Origin of the sequence: Streptomyces sp. NPDC006197 (assembly GCF_040613865.1) — a bacterium.
Classification (GTDB): Bacteria; Actinomycetota; Actinomycetes; order Streptomycetales; family Streptomycetaceae; genus Streptomyces.
The window spans coordinates 1-18,762 of sequence record NZ_JBEXSZ010000009.1 but is presented as its reverse complement, the minus strand read 5'-3'; the positions used below and the strand labels follow the sequence as shown (position 1 = coordinate 18,762).

At 71.4% G+C, this 18,762-nt stretch carries 17 protein-coding genes and 1 pseudogene; 14 read left to right on the top strand and 4 right to left on the bottom strand.

Annotation, left to right across the window (positions count from 1 at the left end):
- Positions 1–112: 112 nt before the first annotated feature.
- Positions 113–556 carry an SRPBCC family protein gene (locus ABZ318_RS04450; RefSeq protein ID WP_030686492.1) on the bottom strand — a complete coding sequence of 148 codons (444 nt, stop codon included), beginning with the start codon at positions 554–556 and terminating at the stop codon, positions 113–115.
- 149 nt (positions 557–705) lie between these two features.
- Between ABZ318_RS04450 and ABZ318_RS04445 the strand changes: the two genes are divergently transcribed.
- The 4 genes from ABZ318_RS04445 (at position 706) to ABZ318_RS04430 (ending at position 5,415) form a co-directional block, all read left to right on the top strand.
- On the top strand, positions 706–1,737 hold the full coding sequence (locus ABZ318_RS04445) for an Rv2578c family radical SAM protein (RefSeq protein ID WP_356900997.1): 1,032 nt from the start codon (positions 706–708) through the stop codon (positions 1,735–1,737).
- A gap of 123 nt (positions 1,738–1,860) precedes the next feature.
- Positions 1,861–3,489 carry an alpha/beta hydrolase gene (locus tag ABZ318_RS04440; protein WP_356900996.1) on the top strand — a complete coding sequence of 543 codons (1,629 nt, stop codon included), beginning with the start codon at positions 1,861–1,863 and terminating at the stop codon, positions 3,487–3,489.
- A gap of 82 nt (positions 3,490–3,571) precedes the next feature.
- Positions 3,572–3,979 carry a RidA family protein gene (locus tag ABZ318_RS04435; RefSeq protein ID WP_356900995.1) on the top strand — a complete coding sequence of 136 codons (408 nt, stop codon included), beginning with the start codon at positions 3,572–3,574 and terminating at the stop codon, positions 3,977–3,979.
- A 179-nt stretch (positions 3,980–4,158) separates the two neighbouring features.
- Positions 4,159–5,415 carry an MFS transporter gene (locus ABZ318_RS04430; protein WP_356900994.1) on the top strand — a complete coding sequence of 419 codons (1,257 nt, stop codon included), beginning with the start codon at positions 4,159–4,161 and terminating at the stop codon, positions 5,413–5,415.
- Here the strand turns inward: ABZ318_RS04430 and ABZ318_RS04425 are convergent.
- Positions 5,386–5,988, bottom strand: a complete 603-nt coding sequence (locus tag ABZ318_RS04425) for a HEAT repeat domain-containing protein (RefSeq protein ID WP_356900993.1) — start codon at positions 5,986–5,988, stop codon at positions 5,386–5,388. The genes ABZ318_RS04430 and ABZ318_RS04425 overlap by 30 nt on opposite strands.
- 299 nt (positions 5,989–6,287) lie before the next feature.
- On the opposite strand from ABZ318_RS04425, the gene ABZ318_RS04420 reads away from it, so the two are divergent.
- The 9 genes from ABZ318_RS04420 to pssA all read left to right on the top strand — a co-directional run bounded on the left by ABZ318_RS04420 (position 6,288) and on the right by pssA (position 17,206).
- On the top strand, positions 6,288–8,069 hold the full coding sequence (locus tag ABZ318_RS04420; protein WP_356900992.1) for a 3-hydroxybutyryl-CoA dehydrogenase: 1,782 nt from the start codon (positions 6,288–6,290) through the stop codon (positions 8,067–8,069).
- 115 nt (positions 8,070–8,184) lie between these two features.
- Positions 8,185–9,024 carry a TetR family transcriptional regulator gene (locus ABZ318_RS04415; RefSeq protein WP_356900991.1) on the top strand — a complete coding sequence of 280 codons (840 nt, stop codon included), beginning with the start codon at positions 8,185–8,187 and terminating at the stop codon, positions 9,022–9,024.
- Positions 9,025–9,436: 412 nt separating this feature from the next.
- The gene (gene ccrA / locus ABZ318_RS04410; RefSeq protein WP_356900990.1) at positions 9,437–10,774 is read left to right on the top strand and encodes a crotonyl-CoA carboxylase/reductase; all 1,338 of its coding nucleotides are present in this window, start codon (positions 9,437–9,439) and stop codon (positions 10,772–10,774) included.
- 10 nt (positions 10,775–10,784) lie between these two features.
- Positions 10,785–12,821, top strand: coding sequence for a protein meaA (locus ABZ318_RS04405; protein WP_356900989.1), 2,037 nt, complete (start codon positions 10,785–10,787; stop codon positions 12,819–12,821).
- Positions 12,818–13,783 carry a CoA ester lyase gene (locus ABZ318_RS04400; protein ID WP_356900988.1) on the top strand — a complete coding sequence of 322 codons (966 nt, stop codon included), beginning with the start codon at positions 12,818–12,820 and terminating at the stop codon, positions 13,781–13,783. Before ABZ318_RS04405 ends, ABZ318_RS04400 begins: the two co-directional genes overlap by 4 nt.
- A 5-nt stretch (positions 13,784–13,788) precedes the next feature.
- On the top strand, positions 13,789–14,313 hold the full coding sequence (locus tag ABZ318_RS04395; protein ID WP_019890462.1) for a MaoC family dehydratase: 525 nt from the start codon (positions 13,789–13,791) through the stop codon (positions 14,311–14,313).
- A 2-nt stretch (positions 14,314–14,315) separates the two neighbouring features.
- A complete protein-coding gene (locus tag ABZ318_RS04390; RefSeq protein WP_356900987.1) occupies positions 14,316–15,521 on the top strand; it encodes an acyl-CoA dehydrogenase family protein in 1,206 nt (401 codons plus the stop codon).
- A 169-nt stretch (positions 15,522–15,690) separates the two neighbouring features.
- On the top strand, positions 15,691–16,347 hold the full coding sequence (locus ABZ318_RS04385; protein ID WP_356900986.1) for a phosphatidylserine decarboxylase: 657 nt from the start codon (positions 15,691–15,693) through the stop codon (positions 16,345–16,347).
- On the top strand, positions 16,340–17,206 hold the full coding sequence (gene pssA / locus ABZ318_RS04380; protein WP_356901075.1) for a CDP-diacylglycerol--serine O-phosphatidyltransferase: 867 nt from the start codon (positions 16,340–16,342) through the stop codon (positions 17,204–17,206). Before ABZ318_RS04385 ends, pssA begins: the two co-directional genes overlap by 8 nt.
- Before the next feature lie 77 nt (positions 17,207–17,283).
- Here the strand turns inward: pssA and ABZ318_RS04375 are convergent, their stop codons facing one another.
- Both ABZ318_RS04375 and ABZ318_RS04370 read right to left on the bottom strand, forming a co-directional pair.
- Positions 17,284–17,796: a GNAT family N-acetyltransferase gene (locus ABZ318_RS04375; RefSeq protein ID WP_356901074.1), complete on the bottom strand. Its 513-nt coding sequence runs from the start codon at positions 17,794–17,796 to the stop codon at positions 17,284–17,286.
- Between the two features lie 60 nt (positions 17,797–17,856).
- A pseudogene (locus ABZ318_RS04370) lies at positions 17,857–18,282 on the bottom strand (GNAT family N-acetyltransferase); the annotation flags it as partial.
- 58 nt (positions 18,283–18,340) lie between these two features.
- Between ABZ318_RS04370 and ABZ318_RS04365 the strand changes: the two are divergent.
- The gene (locus ABZ318_RS04365; RefSeq protein ID WP_356900985.1) at positions 18,341–18,637 is read left to right on the top strand and encodes an NAD-dependent epimerase/dehydratase family protein; all 297 of its coding nucleotides are present in this window, start codon (positions 18,341–18,343) and stop codon (positions 18,635–18,637) included.
- Positions 18,638–18,762 lie beyond the last annotated feature (125 nt).

The window sequence follows — 18,762 nt, the reverse complement described above, 5'->3', positions numbered from 1 at the left end:
GCACTTGGGGCGCTCATCAGCGCGTTTACGAGAAGGCCCGCGCCCCCCGGCGCACGGAGGGCCGGTACGGGGAGCGCGGGCGATCCACTCGAATCGGTGAACGCTCCGGGCGTTACTTCTCGACCTCGTCGGCCAGCTTGGCGAGGACGGCGTCGTAGATGCGGCCGAGCCCCTTGGGCGCGAAGGTCTTCTCGAAGAAGCCGCCGATGCCGCCGGCGCCGTTCCAGACGGTGGTGACGACGGCGCGGGACTTGCCCTCGCCGGCGGGCGTCACGGTCCAGGTGGTGACCATGGAGGAGTTGCGGTCCTTCTCGACGAGCTGCCCGTCGGTGGGCTCGGTGACCTCCAGGAGGCAGTCGCGGACGCGCTTGCTGGTGGCCTGGAGCTTCCAGTGGACGAGGGTGCCCTCGCCGTCGCCGCCCTCGCGCACCTCGTACTCGCTGAAGTGCTCGGGGAGCAGCTTCGCGCGCGTGCCGCTGTAGTCGGCCAGGGCGTCGAACACCGTCTCCGCGTCCGCGGCGATGATCCGTTCCGTGGTGGCCTCGACCTGCGCCATTGACTTCCTCCAGCTCGTGATTCCTCGGGGGGTGCGGGGCCTAGCGAACCACGTGGGCTCCGGGGGGCGAAATCCGGGTTGCGACGATCAAGGGAACAGATGTTCTATTCTGAGCGAACGGTCGAGGCCGAGCCATCGAGGAGACGTCCATGCGCTGGGACAATCTGGGCGACACCCCCGCCGCCCCCGCCGGCACCGCCCTGTTCGGCACGGACGCGGTCACCACCCGCACCTTCGACACCCCCGAGTTCCGGGGCATCACCTTCCACGAGGTCCGGGCCCGCTCGATCCTGAACCGGGTGCCCGGCGCCTCCCGGATGCCGTTCGAGTGGACGGTCAACCCGTACCGGGGCTGCACGCACGCGTGCGTGTACTGCTTCGCCCGCAAGTCCCACGGCTATCTCGACCTGGACACCGGCCTGGGCTTCGACTCCCAGATCGTCGTCAAGATCAACGCCCCGGAACTGCTCACCCGGCAGCTCGCCTCCGCCCGCTGGCAGGGCGCGCACGTCGCCATGGGCACCAACGTCGACTGCTACCAGCGCGCCGAGGGCCGCTACCGCCTCATGCCGGGCATCCTCACGGCGCTGCGGGACCGGGCGAACCCGTTCTCGATCCTCACCAAGGGCACCCTGATCCTGCGCGACCTGGAGCTCCTCGCCCAGGCCGCCCGGGTCACCGAGGTCGGCATCTCCGTCTCGGTCGGCTTCATCGACCAGGAGCTCTGGCGGACGCTCGAGCCCGGCACCCCCTCACCGCAGCGCCGCCTCGACGTCGTCCGCACCCTCGGCGAGCACGGCATCGACTGCGGGGTCCTGATGGCGCCCGTGGTGCCCTTCCTCGGCGACCGGCCCGAGCAGCTGCGCGCGACGGTCCGCGCGATCGCCGAGGCCGGCGCGAGCTCGGTCACCCCGCTCGTGCTGCACCTGCGGCCGGGCGCCCGCGAGTGGTTCACGGCCTGGCTGCACGAGCACCACCCGGACCTGGTCCGGCGGTACGAGCGGATGTACGCGGACGGGGCCTACGCGCCGACCTGGTACCAGCGCCGGATCACCCGTCAGGTGCACGAGCTGGCCGCCGAGTTCGGCATCGGGCCCGCCCACCGGGGCGCGGCGCGCCGGATCCCCGTACCGGAGGAGCCGTCCCCGGCGGCCGTCCCGGAGCAGCTCACCCTCCTCTGACCGCCCCGCAGACTTCTCGGATCATCGGACCGGTCACCTGACACGCCGTCGGATCCGCATCCGTTCGGGTCAACTCTCGCCGAAACAGGTCCCCTCGGCGCCGGTTCGGGACACAAACGCCCTATGACCCCACGCGCAGGAATGCTGATCGCCGCTGGAGCGCTGGTCGCCGGGACGGTCACCGTCCTGCCCGCCGCCCCCGCCGGCGCCGGTGAACCGACCCCCCGGCCGCTCCCCCGGCTCGCCTGGACCGAGTGCGCCACCAAGGCGTACCCCCGGCTCCAGTGCGCCACCCTGAAGGTGCCGCTCAACCACGACGACCCGGCCGGGCGGAAGATCACCCTGGCCCTCACCCGCGTCCCGCACACCGCGAAGACCTTCCAGGGCCCGCTGCTCGTGAACCCGGGCGGCCCCGGCGGCAGCGGGCGCGGCATGGCCGGATACGTGGCGACCTCCCTGCCCCCGAAGGTGGCCGCCGAGTACGACGTGATCGGCTTCGACCCGCGCGGGGTCGGCAAGAGCGAGCCCGCGCTCGACTGCAGGCCAGGCCACTTCGCGCCGGTGAGGGCGGACTCGGTGCCGACCGGGGCCACCGCCGAGCGGACGGCCCTCGAACGGGCGCAGTCCTTCGCCGAGGCCTGCGGCGAGAAGTACGCGGACGTGCTGCCGTACATCGACACCGTGAGCACCGCCCGGGACCTGGACGCGATCCGGCAGGCGGTCGGCGCGCCGAGGATCAACTACCTCGGTTACTCGTACGGCACCTACCTGGGCTCCGTGTACGCGCGCCTGTACCCGGACCGGGTGCGGCGGATGGCGCTCGACTCCGTCGTGAACCCGCACGGCGTCTGGTACGAGGACAACATCGCGCAGGACTACGCCTTCGACGACCGCCACAAGGACTTCATGGCCTGGGTGGCCCGGCAGAACGCCGTGTACAAGCTCGGCACCGACCCGGCGGCGGTCGAGGCCGCCTGGTACCGGATGCGCGACGCGCTGCGCGCGACCCCGGCCGGCGGCAAGGTCGGCCCCGCCGAACTGGAGGACACCTTCCTGCCCGGCGGGTACTACAACGGCTACTGGCCCCGCCTGGCGAGCGCCTTCGCCGCGTACGTCAACGACGCGGACCCGGCGCCGCTGAAGGAGGCGTACGAGCGGTACGGGGAGGCCGACGCGGCCGCCGACAACGGCTACTCGGTCTACACGAGCGTGCAGTGCCGGGACGCGGACTGGCCCCGCGACTGGAACGTGTGGCGCAAGGACAACTGGGACGTGCACGCGAAGGCGCCGTTCTCCACCTGGAACAACGCCTGGTACAACGCGCCCTGCGCCTTCTGGCCGGTGGAGTCCCTGACCCCGCCGGACCTGACCAACGACCAGCTGCCGCCGGTCCTCATCCTCCAGGCCACGGACGACGCCGCGACGCCGTACGAGGGCGGGGTCGCCCTGCACCGTCTGATGCGCGGCTCCAGCCTCGTCGTCGAGGAGGGCGGCGGGAACCACGGGGTGTCCCTCGGCGGGAACGACTGCCTCGACGAGCACCTGGCCGCCTACCTCGCCACGGGCAAGGTCCCGCGCGGCGAGGGCGACACCGAGGTGGACGCGATCTGCGCCGCGCTCCCCGACCCGGAGCCGGAGCCCGTGACCGCGGCTGCGCCGACGACCCCGGAGAAGAGCGGCAAGCGGGCGGGCGCGGTGCGCGCGGAGCGGGCCGGCATCGCCCTCCACGGTCTCCTCGGCCACGTGCGCTGACCCTCCTCCCGCCTCTCCCCGGTGCCCACTCCCCGAAAAAGGGGGGCGGGCACTGTCGGTGGCGTGCGCGAGGATGGGAGGCATGACGAGCCACCTCACCCACGTGCCCGCGCCCGACGGCCTCGCGCCCAGCCCCCAGTACAGCCACGTCGTGTGGGGCACGGGCCGGTTCGTCGCGATATCCGGACAGTGCGCCCTCGACGCCTCCGGCGCGGTGGTCGGGGAGGGCGACGCGGCGGCCCAGGCCCACCAGGTCTTCGCGAACCTGGAGCGCTGCCTCGCAACGGCCGGTGCGGGCTTCGGGGACGTGGTGAAGCTGACGTACTTCGTCACGGACGTGGCCCACCTCCCGGCGGTACGGGACGCCCGGGACGCCCACTTCGCGGGCGCGCCGCTGCCGGCGAGCTCGGCGGTCCAGGTGTCGGCGCTGGTCCGCCCTGAACTGCTCATCGAGATCGAGGCGTTCGCGCTGGTGCCGGAGCAGGCCTGAGCTCCGCCCCGGTGAGACCGGCGCGGAGCTCCGTTTGCTAGGTTGACGCGCATGTTCCTCTTCCGTGCGTAGGAGTCGGCGATCCGACGACCGTGCCCAGCCGGGCGCGGTGTCCCGCCGTCCCCGCACGCCCCGGCGCCGCAGGCCGCTGCCCGGCGCCCCTTCCGAGGAACTCCGTCATGTCCGTGACCTCCCCTGTCCACTCCCCCGAGCCCACGTACGCCGCGGTGCTACGGACCCCGCACGCCCGCCGCACCTTCGGCGCGGCCCTCCTGGGGCGGCTGTCCAACGGCGTCACCCCGCTCTCCCTGGTCCTCTCCGTGAAGGACGGGACCGGTTCGTACGCCGCGGCCGGCACGGCCATGGCCGTGTTCGGGCTGGCCGGTGTCCTGCTGTCGCCCGCGCGAGCCGGTCTCGTCGACCGGTTCGGGCCGCGCCGCGCGCTGGTGCCCCTGGCCGCCGCGTGCGCGCTGCTGCTCGTCGCGCTCGCGGTGGCGGCGGCCCGGCCCACGGCCCCGCCGGTCGCCCTCGCGGTCCTGGCCGCCGCCGCGGGGGCGGTGATCCCGCCGCTCGGCCCGGTGACGCGGGCGCTGTGGAGCGAGATGCTGCCCGACCGGGACCTGCTGCGGCGCGCGTACAGCCTGGACACGGTGGCGGAGGAACTCCTCTTCGTCACGGGCCCGTTGCTGGTGGGGCTGCTCGTGCGGTACGCGGCGGCGCCGGCCGGGCTCGTGGTGAGCGCCGGGCTCGTCCTGACCGGCACGCTCGCACTCGTCACCTCGCCGGTCGTGCGGGGCGCGACGAAAGAGCGGGAGCGCGAGGCTCCGGAGACGGCGGCGGGCCCGGTGGGGGCGTTCGGCGGCGGACCGGCCCGGGCGGCGGCCGTCGCCGCGGCGATGGGCATGTGCCTGGGCGCCCTGGACCTGCTCGTGATCGCGTTCGCGGACGCGCACGGGCGACCGGGGGTGGTGCCCTGGGCGCTGGCCGCGCTGTCGGCGGGCAGTGCGGTGGGCGGTCTGGTCCACGGCGCCGTGTCCTGGCGGCTGCCCACCGCCGTGCGCCTCTCCCTGCTCACGCTCGGCCTCGGCGGGGCCCTGGCGGTGGCGGGGCTCTCCCCGCATCCGTACGCACTGGTCGGCGTGGTGGCGCTCGGCGGCCTGTTCCTGGCACCGGCGCTCACGAGCGCGTACCTGCTGGCGGACGAGTCCGCCGGTCCCGGCCGCCGCACCCGGGCCGGGGCCTGGGTCAACACCGCGTTCAACGCGGGCAGCACGACGGCGACCGCGGGTGTGGGCCTCCTGGTGGGGCGGCTGCCGCTGCCGCTGTGCTTCGCGCTGGCCGCGTTCCCCGCGGTCCTCGCGGCGGCCGGGACCCTGGTGCCGGCACTCCCGCGTCCCGGCCTCCGGTCAGTCGGCGGGGCCGAGCAGGTGCAGTGACCGTGCGGCGGCCGTGCCGAGCCTGGGGTGCGGCAGCGCCTCCTCCAGGACCGCGCGGGCCCTGGGATCCCCCAGGGCGCCCAGGCCCTCCGCACAGGCGAGGCCGACCCGCCAGTGGGGGTCGTCGGGCCGAAGTCGCCGTCCGAGGACGGCGATCAGGGCCGGCACGGATTCGGGCGCGCGGAGTTCGGCGAGCAGCCGGACCGGGAGCAGGGCGTAGGCGACGCGGAGTTCGTTGGTGGCGAGGGCCGCGGCCGCGCGCGCGGTGCGGGGGTCGCCGAGCCGGACCAGGGCGTGGGCGGCGGTGACGCAGCGCTCCGGGTCGCGGTGGTTGAGGAGCAGGACGAGGGCCTCGAAGGCACGGGGGTCGCCGGCGACGCCGAGGGAGTAGGCGGCGATCTCGCGGGCCCAGAGCGGCCGGCCGGGTTCCGTGAGGACGCGGTGCAGTTCCTCGCGATCCTGTGTCGCGACGAGTTCCGTGAATGCCGCCGGGACTTCTCCGGAGCCATTCTCGATCTCGTCCCGCAATCGATCGATCATCGAGCAGAATTCCGGATCCTCGGAGATTTCCATGAATGCGACCCTATCCGCGATCCAGATCACACTTTCCCAACTTCCCGGGACTGGCGCGCTCGTTACCGGCCGGTTAGTCTCAGGTGAGCGGGCACCCCCCGCACTTCTCACGACGGCCTGGTGACGCAGCCGTTGTGTTCGCTCGTAGGTTCGGCAGTTTCGACGTGGCTCCGGGACAGAGCCCGTCGCACCTTTTCCCTGGGCACCGCCCTCTTTTCCGGGCCTCGCCCTCGCTCTTTCCCGCGCCCCTTTCGTGCGCGCACTGCCCTCAGTCGTCACTCTTCCTCTGGAGTCCCCTGATGGACACCCCTCTCTCCACCATCGCCGTCGTCGGTCTCGGCACCATGGGCACGGGTATCGCCGACGTCCTCGCCCGGGCCGGCCGCGAGGTCATCGGCATCGACATCAGCGACACCGCCGCCGCCCAGGCCGTCGCCGCCCTGGAGGCCTCCACCGCCCGCGCGGTGGCCCGCGAGCGGATCACCGAGGAGGAGCGGCAGGACGTCCTGGCCCGCTTCCGTACCTTCTCCGACCTCCAGGCGGCCGCCGGGGCCGACCTCGTGATCGAGGTCGTGCCCGAGTCGTACGAGGCGAAGCAGGAGGTCTTCCGGGCCCTCGACGGGATCGTCCGCCCGGACGCGATCCTGGCCACCGGCACCAACGCCCTCTCGGTGACCCGGCTCGCCGCCGACTCGGCGCACCCCGAGCGGGTCCTCGGCCTGCACTTCTTCGCCCCGGTCCAGGCGATGAAGCTGGTCGAGGTGGTCTCCTCGGTGCTGACCGACCCGCGGGCCGTGGACGCCGTCACCCGGCTCGCCCAGGACCTCGGCAAGGAGCCGGTGGCGGTCGGCGACCGGGCCGGTTTCATCGCGGACGGGCTGCTCTTCGGCTACCTGAACCAGGCCGCCGCCATGTACGAGGCCAAGTACGCCTCCCGCGAGGACATCGACGCGGCGATGAAGCTGGGCTGCGGCCTGCCGATGGGCCCGCTGGCGCTGCTCGACCTGGTCGGCGTCGACACGGCCCGTACGGTCCTGGAGGCCATGTACGCCGCCTCGCACGACCGGCTGCACGCCCCTGCCCCGATCCTCAAGCAGCTCAGCGAGGCCGGTCTGACCGGTCGTAAGGCGGGCCGCGGCTTCTACACGTACGCGGCGCCGGGCTCCGGCGAGGTCGTGCCCGACGCGCTGACCCCGCTCGCCTCCGCCGACGCCGGCGGCGGCCGTGAGATCCGCTCGGTCGGCGTCGCCGGCTCGGGCACCATGGCCTCCGGCATTGCCGAGGTCTTCGCCAAGGCCGGTTACGCGGTCGTGCTCGCCGCCCGCTCCCAGGAGAAGGCGGACACCGCCAAGGCCCGGATCGCCAAGTCCCTGGCCCGCTCGGTCGACAAGGGCCGGATGACGGCCGAGGCGCGCGACACGACGCTCGCCCTGATCACCCCCGCCGGCTCGCTCGACGCCTTCGCCGAGGTCGACCTGGCCGTCGAGGCGGTCGCCGAGGACCTGGCGGTCAAGCAGGAGCTGTTCGGGCGGCTCGACAAGATCTGCAAGCCGGGCGCGGTGCTGGCCACCACGACCTCCTCGCTGCCGGTCATCGCCTGCGCCCGCGCCACCTCGCGCCCGCAGGACGTCATCGGGATGCACTTCTTCAACCCGGCGCCGGCGATGAAGCTGGTGGAGATCGTCCGTACGGTCCTGACCGCCGACGACGTCCACGCCACCGTCCGCGAGGTCACGACGAAGATCAGGAAGCACCCGGTGGACTGCGGCGACCGCGCCGGCTTCATCGTGAACGCGCTGCTCTTCCCGTACCTGAACAACGCGGTCAAGATGGTCCAGGAGCACTACGCCACCCTGGACGACATCGACGCGGCCATGAAGCTGGGCGGCGGCTACCCGATGGGCCCGTTCGAGCTGCTCGACGTGGTCGGCCTGGACGTCTCGCTCGCGATCGAGCAGGTGCTGCACCGCGAGTTCCGCGACCCGGGCCTGGCCCCCGCCCCGCTCCTGGAGCACCTGGTGGCGGCGGGCTGCCTGGGCCGCAAGACGGGTCGCGGCTTCCGCGAATATGCCCGACGCTGAGCCCCGCACCGCCGGCTGGGGCGGTCTGCTGAGTCCCCCGGGCACCGCCGGTGCCCCGGGGGCTTCCCCGCCCCCACCTGGGCACACTCCCCCTCCGATGCAGTACGTTCGGACCATGCCCAAGGCCGCGAAGACACCCCGTGCCACGTCCCCGTCCGACGCTCCGGAGAGCGCGGCGGGCACCCGTGCCGCCGCGCAGCGGCTCAAGATGCGCCGGGAGCTCGCCACCGCCGCCATGGAGCTCTTCGCGACCAAGGGGTACGAGGCGACCACCGTCGACGAGATCGCGGCCGCGGCCGGGGTCGCGCGGCGGACGTTCTTCCGGCACTTCCGGTCCAAGGAAGAGGCGATCTTCCCCGACCACGACGACACGCTGGTGCGGGCGGAGGCGGTGCTGAACGCCGCGCCGCCGCACGAGCACCCGCTCGACACGGTGTGCCGGGGCATCAAGGAAGTCATGAAGATGTACGCGGGGTCCCCCGCGGTCTCCGTGGAGCGCTACCGGCTCACCCGCGAGGTGCCGACCCTGCGGGAGCGGGAGATCGCCTCGGTGGCCCGCTACGAGCGGCTCTTCACCCGCTATCTCCTCGGGCACTTCGACGAGCGGGACCACCACGACGGCAACGACGACCCGCTGCTCGCCGAGGTGGCCGCGTCGGCGGTCGTCACCGCCCACAACCACGTGCTGCGCCGCTGGCTGCGGGCGGGGGGCGAGGGTGACGTGGAGGCCCAGCTCGACCACGCCTTCGCGATCGTCCGGGAGACCTTCGGCTCGGGCATAGGCGCCCGGCCGGCGGCCGCCGGGAGCACCACCGCCGCACCGGCCGAGCCGGCCCCGGAGACGCCGGCCGCGACGGCGTCCACGACGGGCGACGTGGTGGTCGCCGTGGCCCGCACGGACGCCCCGCTCGACGAGGTCATGCGAACCATCCAGCAGGCGCTCACCAAGGCCTGAGCCCCGCTCCGCCGAGAGGGCCGCCCCCGGATTCCGGGGGCGGCCCTCTCGGCGTTCCGCGATGTTCCCGCAGCTCACGGGCCATTTCGATCGATCATCGCTCATCCGTGACGGGCAGATCGCATCTGAGGGAAATTGTTGGCACGCAGTGCCTTGTCAGGTGACACGGCGTGCCATACGTTGATGTTGTCCGGGCGGCCGGCGCGCAGAGATCACACCTCGCTCGCCGGCTGTCCCCACCAACCGACGGTTGGTGCGCCCGGACGCCTGCGTCACAGGCACCCTCGCGCTCCACCACACAGCGCCGCCACCGCACCACCGAGCCGAACCGACGGCACACCTCCACAGCAGTACTCACCGCCGTAACCCTCAGGCGTCCCTCCCTCAGGACGCTCACCGCCGGAGGCAACCCGTGAAGGAAATCCTGGACGCGATCCAGTCCCCGGACTCCACGTCCGCCGACTTCGCGAACATCAAGCTCCCCGAGTCGTACCGGGCCGTCACCGTCCACAAGGACGAGGCGGAGATGTTCGCCGGCGTCGCCAGCCGCGACAAGGACCCGCGCAAGTCGCTCCACCTCGACGACGTCGCGCTCCCCGAGCTCGGCCCGGGCGAGGCGCTCGTGGCCGTCATGGCGAGCTCGGTCAACTACAACTCGGTCTGGACCTCGATCTTCGAGCCGGTCTCGACCTTCGGCTTCCTGGAGCGCTACGGCCGGCTCTCCGAGCTCACCAAGCGCCACGACCTGCCGTACCACGTCATCGGCTCCGACCTCGCGGGCGTCGTCCTGCGCACCGGCCCGGGCGTCAACGCCTGGCAGCCCGGCGACGAGGTCGTCGCGCACTGCCTCTCGGTCGAGCTGGAGTCCTCGGACGGCCACAACGACACGATGCTCGACCCCGAGCAGCGCATCTGGGGCTTCGAGACCAACTTCGGCGGCCTCGCCGAGATCGCCCTCGTCAAGTCCAACCAGCTGATGCCGAAGCCCGGCCACCTCAGCTGGGAGGAGGCGGCGGCGCCCGGCCTCGTCAACTCCACCGCCTACCGCCAGCTGGTCTCCCGCAACGGCGCCGGCATGAAGCAGGGCGACAACGTCCTCATCTGGGGCGCGAGCGGCGGACTCGGCTCGTACGCCACGCAGTTCGCCCTGGCCGGCGGCGCCAACCCGATCTGTGTCGTCTCCTCCCCCGAGAAGGCCGACATCTGCCGGTCCATGGGCGCCGAGGCGGTCATCGACCGCAACGCCGAGGGCTACAAGTTCTGGAAGGACGAGAACACCCAGGACCCGCGCGAGTGGAAGCGGTTCGGCTCCAAGATCCGCGAGCTGACCGGCGGCGAGGACATCGACATCGTCTTCGAGCACCCGGGCCGCGAGACCTTCGGCGCCTCCGTGTACGTCACCCGCAAGGGCGGCACCATCACCACCTGCGCCTCGACCTCGGGCTACATGCACCAGTACGACAACCGCTACCTGTGGATGTCGCTGAAGCGGATCATCGGCTCGCACTTCGCGAACTACCGCGAGGCGTGGGAGGCCAACCGCCTGATCGCCAAGGGCAAGATCCACCCGACGCTGTCGAAGGTCTACTCCCTGGAGGAGACCGGCCAGGCCGCGTACGACGTCCACCGCAACCTCCACCAGGGCAAGGTCGGCGTCCTCGCCCTCGCCCCGCAGGAGGGCCTGGGCGTCAGCAACCCGGAGCTCCGGGCCCAGCACGTCGACGCCATCAACCGCTTCCGGAACATCTGAGGTCCCGAAGATGACTGAGCGCCAGAAGGACCGGCCGTGGCTCATGCGGACGTACGCCGGTCACTCGACCGCCGAGGCGTCCAACGAGCTGTACCGGCGCAACCTCGCCAAGGGTCAGACCGGCCTCTCGGTCGCGTTCGACCTGCCGACGCAGACCGGGTACGACCCCGACCACATCCTCGCCCGCGGCGAGGTCGGCCGGGTCGGCGTCCCCGTCTCGCACCTCGGTGACATGCGCCGGCTGTTCCAGGACATCCCCCTGGAGCAGATGAACACCTCGATGACCATCAACGCCACCGCCATGTGGCTGCTGGCGCTCTACCAGGTGGCCGCCGAGGAGCAGGGTGCGGACATCACCAAGCTCCAGGGCACCACGCAGAACGACATCGTGAAGGAGTACCTGTCGCGCGGGACGCACGTCTTCCCGCCCGGCCCCTCGCTCCGCCTCACGACGGACATGATCGCGTACACGGTCAACCACATCCCGAAGTGGAACCCGATCAACATCTGCAGCTACCACCTGCAGGAGGCCGGGGCCACGCCGGTCCAGGAGATCTCGTACGCGATGGCCACCGCGATCGCGGTCCTCGACTCGGTCCGTGACTCCGGTCAGGTCCCCGAGGACCGCTTCGGCGAGGTGGTCGCCCGCATCTCCTTCTTCGTGAACGCGGGCGTCCGCTTCATCGAGGAGATGTGCAAGATGCGCGCCTTCGGCCGCATCTGGGACAAGATCACGCTGGAGCGGTACGGCATCGAGAACGCCAAGCAGCGGCGCTTCCGCTACGGCGTCCAGGTCAACTCCCTCGGCCTGACCGAGGCGCAGCCGGAGAACAACGTCCAGCGGATCGTCCTGGAGATGCTGGCCGTCACCCTCTCCAAGGACGCCCGCGCGCGCGCCGTGCAGCTCCCGGCCTGGAACGAGGCCCTCGGCCTCCCCCGGCCCTGGGACCAGCAGTGGTCGCTGCGCATCCAGCAGGTGCTCGCCCACGAGTCCGACCTGCTGGAGTACGAGGACATCTTCGCCGGCTCGCACGTGATCGAGGCCAAGGTGGGCGCCCTCGTCGAGGAGTGCATGGCCGAGATCGACCGGATCCAGGAGATGGGCGGCGCGATGGCCGCCGTCGAGTCCGGCTACCTCAAGTCGCAGCTGGTCTCCTCGCACGCCGAGCGGCGCGCCCGGATCGAGGCCGGCGACGAGAAGATCGTCGGCGTGAACATCTTCCAGTCGACCGAGGAGAACCCCCTCACCGCCGATCTGGACACCGCGATCATGACGGTCGACCCGGCGGTCGAGGCCCGGGTCGTCGGCTCGCTGAAGACCTGGCGCGACAACCGCTACCAGCCGCCGTTCAACCACCCGCGGCCCTGCAAGGCCCTGGAGCGCCTCAAGGAGGCCGCCAAGGGCACGGACAACCTCATGGAGGCCACCCTGGAGTGCGCCCGCGCCGGGGTCACCACCGGCGAGTGGGCCGGGGCCCTGCGCGAGGTGTTCGGCGAGTTCCGCGCCCCGACGGGCGTCTCCTCCGCCCCGGTCGCCGTGACGGCCGAGGCGGGCACGCCGCTCGCCCTGGTCCGCGAGAAGGTGGCCCGGACCGCCGAGGACATGAACGTCGGGCGGCTGCGGCTGCTCGTCGGCAAGCCGGGCCTGGACGGGCACTCCAACGGGGCCGAGCAGATCGCCGTACGCGCGCGTGACGCCGGGTTCGAGGTGGTCTACCAGGGCATCCGGCTGACCCCCGAGCAGATCGTCGACGCCGCCCTGGCGGAGGACGTGCACTGCGTGGGTCTGTCGATCCTCTCCGGCTCGCACTCCGCACTGGTCCCGGACGTCCTCGACCGTCTCCGCGAGGCGGGCGCGCCGGACATCCCGGTCATCGTCGGCGGAATCATCCCGAACGCCGACGCCGCAGAACTGAAGCGCGCGGGTGTCGCCGCCGTCTTCACACCGAAGGACTTCGGTATCACGGAGATCATCGGCCGTATCGTCGACGAGATCCGGCAAGCGAACAAGCTCAGCCCCCTGGAAAGTACGGAGGTCCTCGCATGACCAGCCTTGTGAACCGGCTCCGCCCCCGCCGCTCCTGCCTGGCGGTCCCCGGCTCCAACCCGCGCTTCCTCGAGAAGGCCCAGGGCCTCGCCGCCGACCAGGTCTTCCTCGACCTGGAGGACGCGTGCGCCCCGCTGGCCAAGCCCGAGGCCCGGCACACCATCGTGAAGTTCCTGAACGAGGGCGACTGGACCGGCAAGACCCGCGTGGTCCGCGTCAACGACTGGACGACCCACTGGACCTACCGCGACGTCGTCACGGTCGTCGAGGGCGCCGGCCAGAACCTCGACTGCATCATGCTGCCGAAGGTCCAGGACGCCCAGCAGATCGTCGCCCTCGACCTGCTGCTCACGCAGATCGAGAAGACCATGGGCTTCGAGGTCGGCAAGATCGGCATCGAGGCGCAGATCGAGAACGCGCAGGGCCTGACCAACGTCAACGCGATCGCGCAGGCCTCCCAGCGCGTCGAGACGATCATCTTCGGCCCGGCCGACTTCATGGCCTCCATCAACATGAAGTCCCTCGTCGTCGGCGAGCAGCCGCCCGGCTACCCGGCGGACGCGTACCACCACATCCTGATGAGCATCCTGATGGCGGCCCGCGCCAACAACCTCCAGGCGATCGACGGCCCCTACCTGCAGATCCGCAACCAGGAGGGCTACAAGGCGGTCGCGCAGCGCGCCGCCGCCCTGGGCTTCGACGGCAAGTGGGTGCTGCACCCGGACCAGGTCGCCGCCGCGAACGAGATCTTCTCGCCCTCGCAGGAGGACTACGACCACGCCGAGCTGATCCTCGACGCGTACGACTACTACACGTCCGAGGCCGGCGGGAAGAAGGGCTCCGCGATGCTCGGCGACGAGATGATCGACGAGGCCTCCCGCAAGATGGCCCTGGTCATCTCCGGCAAGGGCCGCGCCGCCGGCATGCAGCGCACCAGCAAGTTCGAGATCCCGGAGGCCTGATCCCGATGCAGTTCGGCCGCACGTACGAAGAGTTCGAAGTCGGTGCCGTCTACAAGCACTGGCCCGGAAAGACGGTCACCGAATACGACGACCACCTCTTCTGTCTGCTGACGATGAACCACCATCCGCTGCACATGGATGTGAACTACGCCGAGAACACGACGGATTTCGGCAAGAACGTCGTCGTCGGCAACTACATCTACTCGCTGCTGCTCGGCATGTCCGTGCCGGACGTCTCCGGCAAGGCCATCGCCAACCTGGAGATCGAGTCGCTGCGGCACGTGGCGCCGACCTTCCACGGCGACACGATCTACGGCGAGACCACGGTCCTCGACAAGACCCCGTCGAAGTCGAAGAACGACCGCGGCATCGTCTACGTCGAGACCAAGGGCTACAAGCAGGACGGCACCCTCGTGTGCGTCTTCCGCCGCAAGGTGATGGTCCCCACCGAGACGTACATCAAGGAGCGCGGCGGCGAGCAGCCCGGCCGCCCCGAGCTCATCGAGCCCTCCAAGAAGTCGGAGAAGTAGTCATGGCGCGACTCGCCCAGACCCACGGTCTGACCGATGTCCAGCAGGAGATCCTCGCCACCGTCCGGGACTTCGTCGACAAGGAGATCATCCCGGTCGCGACGGAGCTGGAGCACCGCGACGAGTACCCGCAGCAGATCGTGGACGGGCTCAAGGAGCTCGGCGTCTTCGGCCTGATGATCCCCGAGGAGTACGGGGGCCTGGGAGAGTCGCTGCTCACCTACGCGCTGTGCGTGGAGGAGATCGCCCGCGGCTGGATGTCGGTCTCCGGCATCATCAACACCCACTTCATCGTGGCGTACATGCTCAAGCAGCACGGCACCCAGGAGCAGAAGGAGTACTTCCTTCCGCGGATGGCGGCCGGCGAGACGCGCGGCGCCTTCTCGATGTCGGAGCCGGGCCTCGGCTCGGACGTGTCGGCGATCACCTCGAAGGCGGTCAGGGACGGCGACGAGTACGTCCTCAACGGCCAGAAGATGTGGCTGACGAACGGCGGCACGTCAACGCTGGTGGCCGTCCTCGTCCGAAGTGACGAAGGACACCCGGAGGGCACGGCCCCCCACAAGTCGATGACGACCTTCCTCGTCGAGAAGGAGCCCGGCTTCGGAGAGGTCCGACCCGGCCTCACGATCCCCGGCAAGATCGACAAGATGGGTTACAAGGGCGTCGACACGACCGAACTCATCATGGACGGACTGCGCATTCCGGCCAATCGTGTGCTCGGCGGGGTCACCGGCCGAGGGTTTTACCAAATGATGGACGGCGTCGAGGTCGGCCGCGTGAACGTGGCTGCCCGTGGTTGCGGCGTCGCGCAGCGTGCTTTCGAACTGGGCGTCTCGTATGCCCAGCAGCGTCACACTTTCGGCAAGGCGATCGCCCAGCACCAGGCGATCCAGTTCAAGCTGGCCGAAATGGCTACCAAGGTCGAGGCCGCCCATGCCATGATGGTGAACGCAGCACGCAAAAAGGACTCCGGGGAACGAAACGACCTCGAAGCAGGGATGGCGAAGTACCTCGCCTCCGAGTACTGCAAGGAGGTCGTCGAGGACGCCTTCCGCATTCACGGCGGATACGGCTTCTCGAAGGAGTACGAGATCGAGCGTCTCTACCGGGAGGCTCCGATGCTGCTCATCGGCGAAGGTACCGCCGAGATCCAGAAAATGATCATTGGTCGTCGGCTCCTGGAGGAGTACCGATTCCAGGGCTGATTGTCGCTTTTGAGTCGGTACGGCCGCGAAGAAGATCACACCCTGTGTTCGTCTTCCGGCCGTCGACTCGGTTCCTGGCTTGCCCAGTTGCGCCCCGCAACCGATAGCATCGCCGGAAAGCCGCCGTCCCCCGTTGCCAGTGCGGCATCATCCGCTACGAAGGTCATCCATGCCCGACAGTCGAACCTCTGCACATCGCGACAGCCTCAAGGGCGTACGCATCGCACGCGGAGCATCGCCGTGGCTTCTGCCGACCGTGGCCACCGCGGCGCTCAGCCTCGCGCGCTCCCGCAAGTCGAGGCGCGCCGCGGCCATCGCCGTGCCGACCACCGCTCTCGCGGCCGGCATGCTCTGGTTCTTCCGCGACCCCGAGCGCGAGATCGCTCAGGGCCGGGTCATCTCCCCCGCCGACGGTGTGGTGCAGAGCATCATGCCGTGGAAGGACGGGCGGACCCGGGTCGCCATCTTCATGAGCCCGCTGAACGTCCACGTCAACCGCGCGCCGCTGGCCGGCACGGTGACGTCCGTGGAGCACGTCCCCGGCGGGTTCGTCCCGGCGTTCAACAAGGAGAGCGAGAACAACGAGCGCGTTGTCTGGCACTTCGACACTGAGCTCGGTGACATCGAGATGGTGCAGATCGCGGGCGCCGTCGCCCGACGGATCGTGCCGTACCTCCCGCAGGGGACGAAGGTCGAGCAGGGCGACCGCATCGGTCTGATCCGATTCGGCTCGCGCGTCGACATCTACCTCCCCGAGGGCGTCGAGGTCGCGGTCGAGGTCGGCCAGGTCACCACCGCGGGGGTGACTCGCATTGACCGTGATTGATCCCGACACACGGGCCGCCGACTGGGTCGCCGACGCCGAGGCGGAGGCGGCCGAGGACACCGAGGAGATGCCGCTGTCGCTGAGGCTGTCCATAGCGGACGCCCTCACGCTCGGTAACGCCACGTGTGGCTTCATGGCGGTGTACTTCACCACCACCGGCATCCTCATCCCGGACCTCACCGGCAGCAGCGAGACCGGCATGGCGCGCAACAGCGCCGCCACCGCCGTGATCCTGATGCTGGCCGCGGCGATCTTCGACCTCTTCGACGGCATCGTGGCGCGCAAGCTCCGCAGCTCGCCGATGGGTGCCGAGCTCGACAACCTGTCGGACCTGATCAGCTTCGGTCTGGCCCCGGCCTACTTCGTGCTCGTGTACGGAATGGTCGCGGACGGCGCGCAGCAGAAGGTCTCGGCGGTGGCCGCGATCGTGGTGCTGCTCGCCGTGGTGCTGAGGCTCGCGAGATTCTCCTGCGTGACCATGAAGGACGGCATGTTCCAGGGCATGCCGAGCCCCTTCGGCGCGCTGACGGTGGTCTCGATCGTGCTCCTGGAGCTGCCGTTCATCCCGACGCTGCTCGCGATCATCGGTGTCGCCTGGCTGATGGTGAGCCGGGTCGAGTACCCCAAGCCGCGGGGCGTCCTCGCGGTCGCGATGCTCAGCTGGATCGTGGGCGCGATGGGCATGCTGGCGGCCTGGGCGTTCGACGCGCCGGGCGGGCAGCTCCTGCTCCAGACCGGCTGCGCGCTGCAGGTCGTGATGGGCGCCGTGATCCCCCTCTTCGCGACGGCCCGTCGGGTGAACACCTTCCGCGACAACCGGCGTGAGAGCCGGGAGGCGCGGGCGGCACAGCTGCCGTAGCGGACAGCGGAACAGCGTACGAAGGGCCCCGGGAGGCGATCCGCCTCCCGGGGCCCTTTCGCGTGCCCGGGGCACCCCTAGAGGCGCTTGTAGTAGAGCGTGGTGGGGCGGAGGCTGCCGGTCGGGTCTGCGGCGAAGTCCGGGATCGTCCCGGCGACGGTCCAGCCCGCGCCCCGGTAGAGGCGCTCGGCCGGGCTGCCGGTCTGGGTGTCCAGGACCAGCAGCCCGAGGCCCGTGGCGGCGGCGTGCGCCTCGGCCGTGGCGAGGAGGCGCTGCCCGAGGCCCCGGCCGCGGGCCGAGCTGTGGACGAGGAGCCGGGCGATCTCGCCGCGGTGCCGGCCGTTGGGCGCCCCGGCACGGACGAGGGTGACGACGCCCGTCAGCCGCCCGTCGGGGGCGCGGGCCGCCCAGACGTCCCGTACCCCCCTCGCAGCCTCCTCGGCGACCCCGGCCCACCAGGAGGCCGCCTCGGCGGCGTCCAGGGGCGCCAGGAAGCCCACGGACGCCCCGCCGTCGACCGCGTCGACGAGGAGCGCGGCGAGCCCGGCCGGAGCATGGGCCCGTACGGCGTCGGGGTCCAGCCGCTCGATGAGATCGAGCCGCCGCTCCAGGCAGAGGAGGCCGGGACGGTCGTCCCAGGAGGCGACGGGCCCGAAGCCGAGGCTCCGGTAGAGGGCGAGCGGCTCCTCCCGCCAGTTCCAGACCGTGAGGCGCACGGCGGGGGCGCCGTCAGCCGCCGCCCGGCGCAGGGCCTCGGCCATGAGCGCCTTCGCGATCCCCTTCCCACGGGCCTCGGGCGCCACCCAGAGCCGCTTGACCTCGGGCGCGCGGCCCTCCCGGGGAGCCTTGAGGACCACGCAGCCGACCGGCTCGTCGGCGCCGGGCGGAGTGGCGAGCAGGACGGTGTCGGCGGCGAACGCGGCGGCCGGGTCCTCGGCCTCCGCGCGGTACCCGGCCGGAAGCTCGGCGGCGGTCGCGACGGCGGCGCCCTTCTCGGCCTGGTTCACGAGGTGGTAGGCGGTGAGCAGGGCGGGGAGGCGGGGGTGGGAGCGGTTCTCCTCGATACGTGCGGTCATGGGCCGAGCTTCACACCGGCGTGTTTCCGGGAGATGACGATCTTCTGGGCCGAAGCCCATGCGTGTACTGGTCGCGGGCGCCACGGGTGCCGTCGGTCGTCAGCTCGTACCCCGCCCGGAGGCGGCCGGCCACGAGGTCGTGGGCATCTCCCGGCGCGGGCCGCGTCCCGTGGACGCGCTCGACGCGGAGGCGGTGCGCCGGGCGGTGGCCGGCATCGCGCCGGACGCGGTGGTGCACCGGCTCACCGACCTGGGCGGGCTGGGCCCGGGGCGCGCGGGACACCCGGGCCCGTGCGCTGGGGTGGACCCCGGCCCGACCGTCCTGGCGAGGGGCTTCGCGGACCAGGGGGCGTAGGCCGCGCCCGCTCGCCGTGTGGGCCCGCGCCCGGCGGGGCGGTGCCCCCCGCCCACCCCCCCCCGTGTGGGCAATCGTCCCGCAGGGCGGGACGGGTGGGCACACGGGACGGCGCCTCTGCGGGC

Bases quoted from the DNA above. Each gene is read 5' to 3' on its own strand.
- ABZ318_RS04400 (WP_356900988.1), top strand. From the start codon at position 12,818: ATGACCAGCCTTGTGAACCGGCTCCGCCCCCGCCGCTCCTGCCTGGCG.
- ABZ318_RS04395 (WP_019890462.1), top strand. From the start codon at position 13,789: ATGCAGTTCGGCCGCACGTACGAAGAGTTCGAAGTCGGTGCCGTCTAC.
- ABZ318_RS04390 (WP_356900987.1), top strand. From the start codon at position 14,316: ATGGCGCGACTCGCCCAGACCCACGGTCTGACCGATGTCCAGCAGGAG.
- ABZ318_RS04440 (WP_356900996.1), top strand. From the start codon at position 1,861: ATGACCCCACGCGCAGGAATGCTGATCGCCGCTGGAGCGCTGGTCGCC.
- ABZ318_RS04420 (WP_356900992.1), top strand. From the start codon at position 6,288: ATGGACACCCCTCTCTCCACCATCGCCGTCGTCGGTCTCGGCACCATG.
- ABZ318_RS04430 (WP_356900994.1), top strand. From the start codon at position 4,159: ATGTCCGTGACCTCCCCTGTCCACTCCCCCGAGCCCACGTACGCCGCG.
- ABZ318_RS04425 (WP_356900993.1), bottom strand. From the start codon at position 5,988: ATGGAAATCTCCGAGGATCCGGAATTCTGCTCGATGATCGATCGATTG.
- ABZ318_RS04435 (WP_356900995.1), top strand. From the start codon at position 3,572: ATGACGAGCCACCTCACCCACGTGCCCGCGCCCGACGGCCTCGCGCCC.
- ABZ318_RS04450 (WP_030686492.1), bottom strand. From the start codon at position 556: ATGGCGCAGGTCGAGGCCACCACGGAACGGATCATCGCCGCGGACGCG.
- ABZ318_RS04445 (WP_356900997.1), top strand. From the start codon at position 706: ATGCGCTGGGACAATCTGGGCGACACCCCCGCCGCCCCCGCCGGCACC.
- ABZ318_RS04405 (WP_356900989.1), top strand. From the start codon at position 10,785: ATGACTGAGCGCCAGAAGGACCGGCCGTGGCTCATGCGGACGTACGCC.
- ABZ318_RS04415 (WP_356900991.1), top strand. From the start codon at position 8,185: ATGCCCAAGGCCGCGAAGACACCCCGTGCCACGTCCCCGTCCGACGCT.
- ABZ318_RS04385 (WP_356900986.1), top strand. From the start codon at position 15,691: ATGCCCGACAGTCGAACCTCTGCACATCGCGACAGCCTCAAGGGCGTA.
- ABZ318_RS04365 (WP_356900985.1), top strand. From the start codon at position 18,341: ATGCGTGTACTGGTCGCGGGCGCCACGGGTGCCGTCGGTCGTCAGCTC.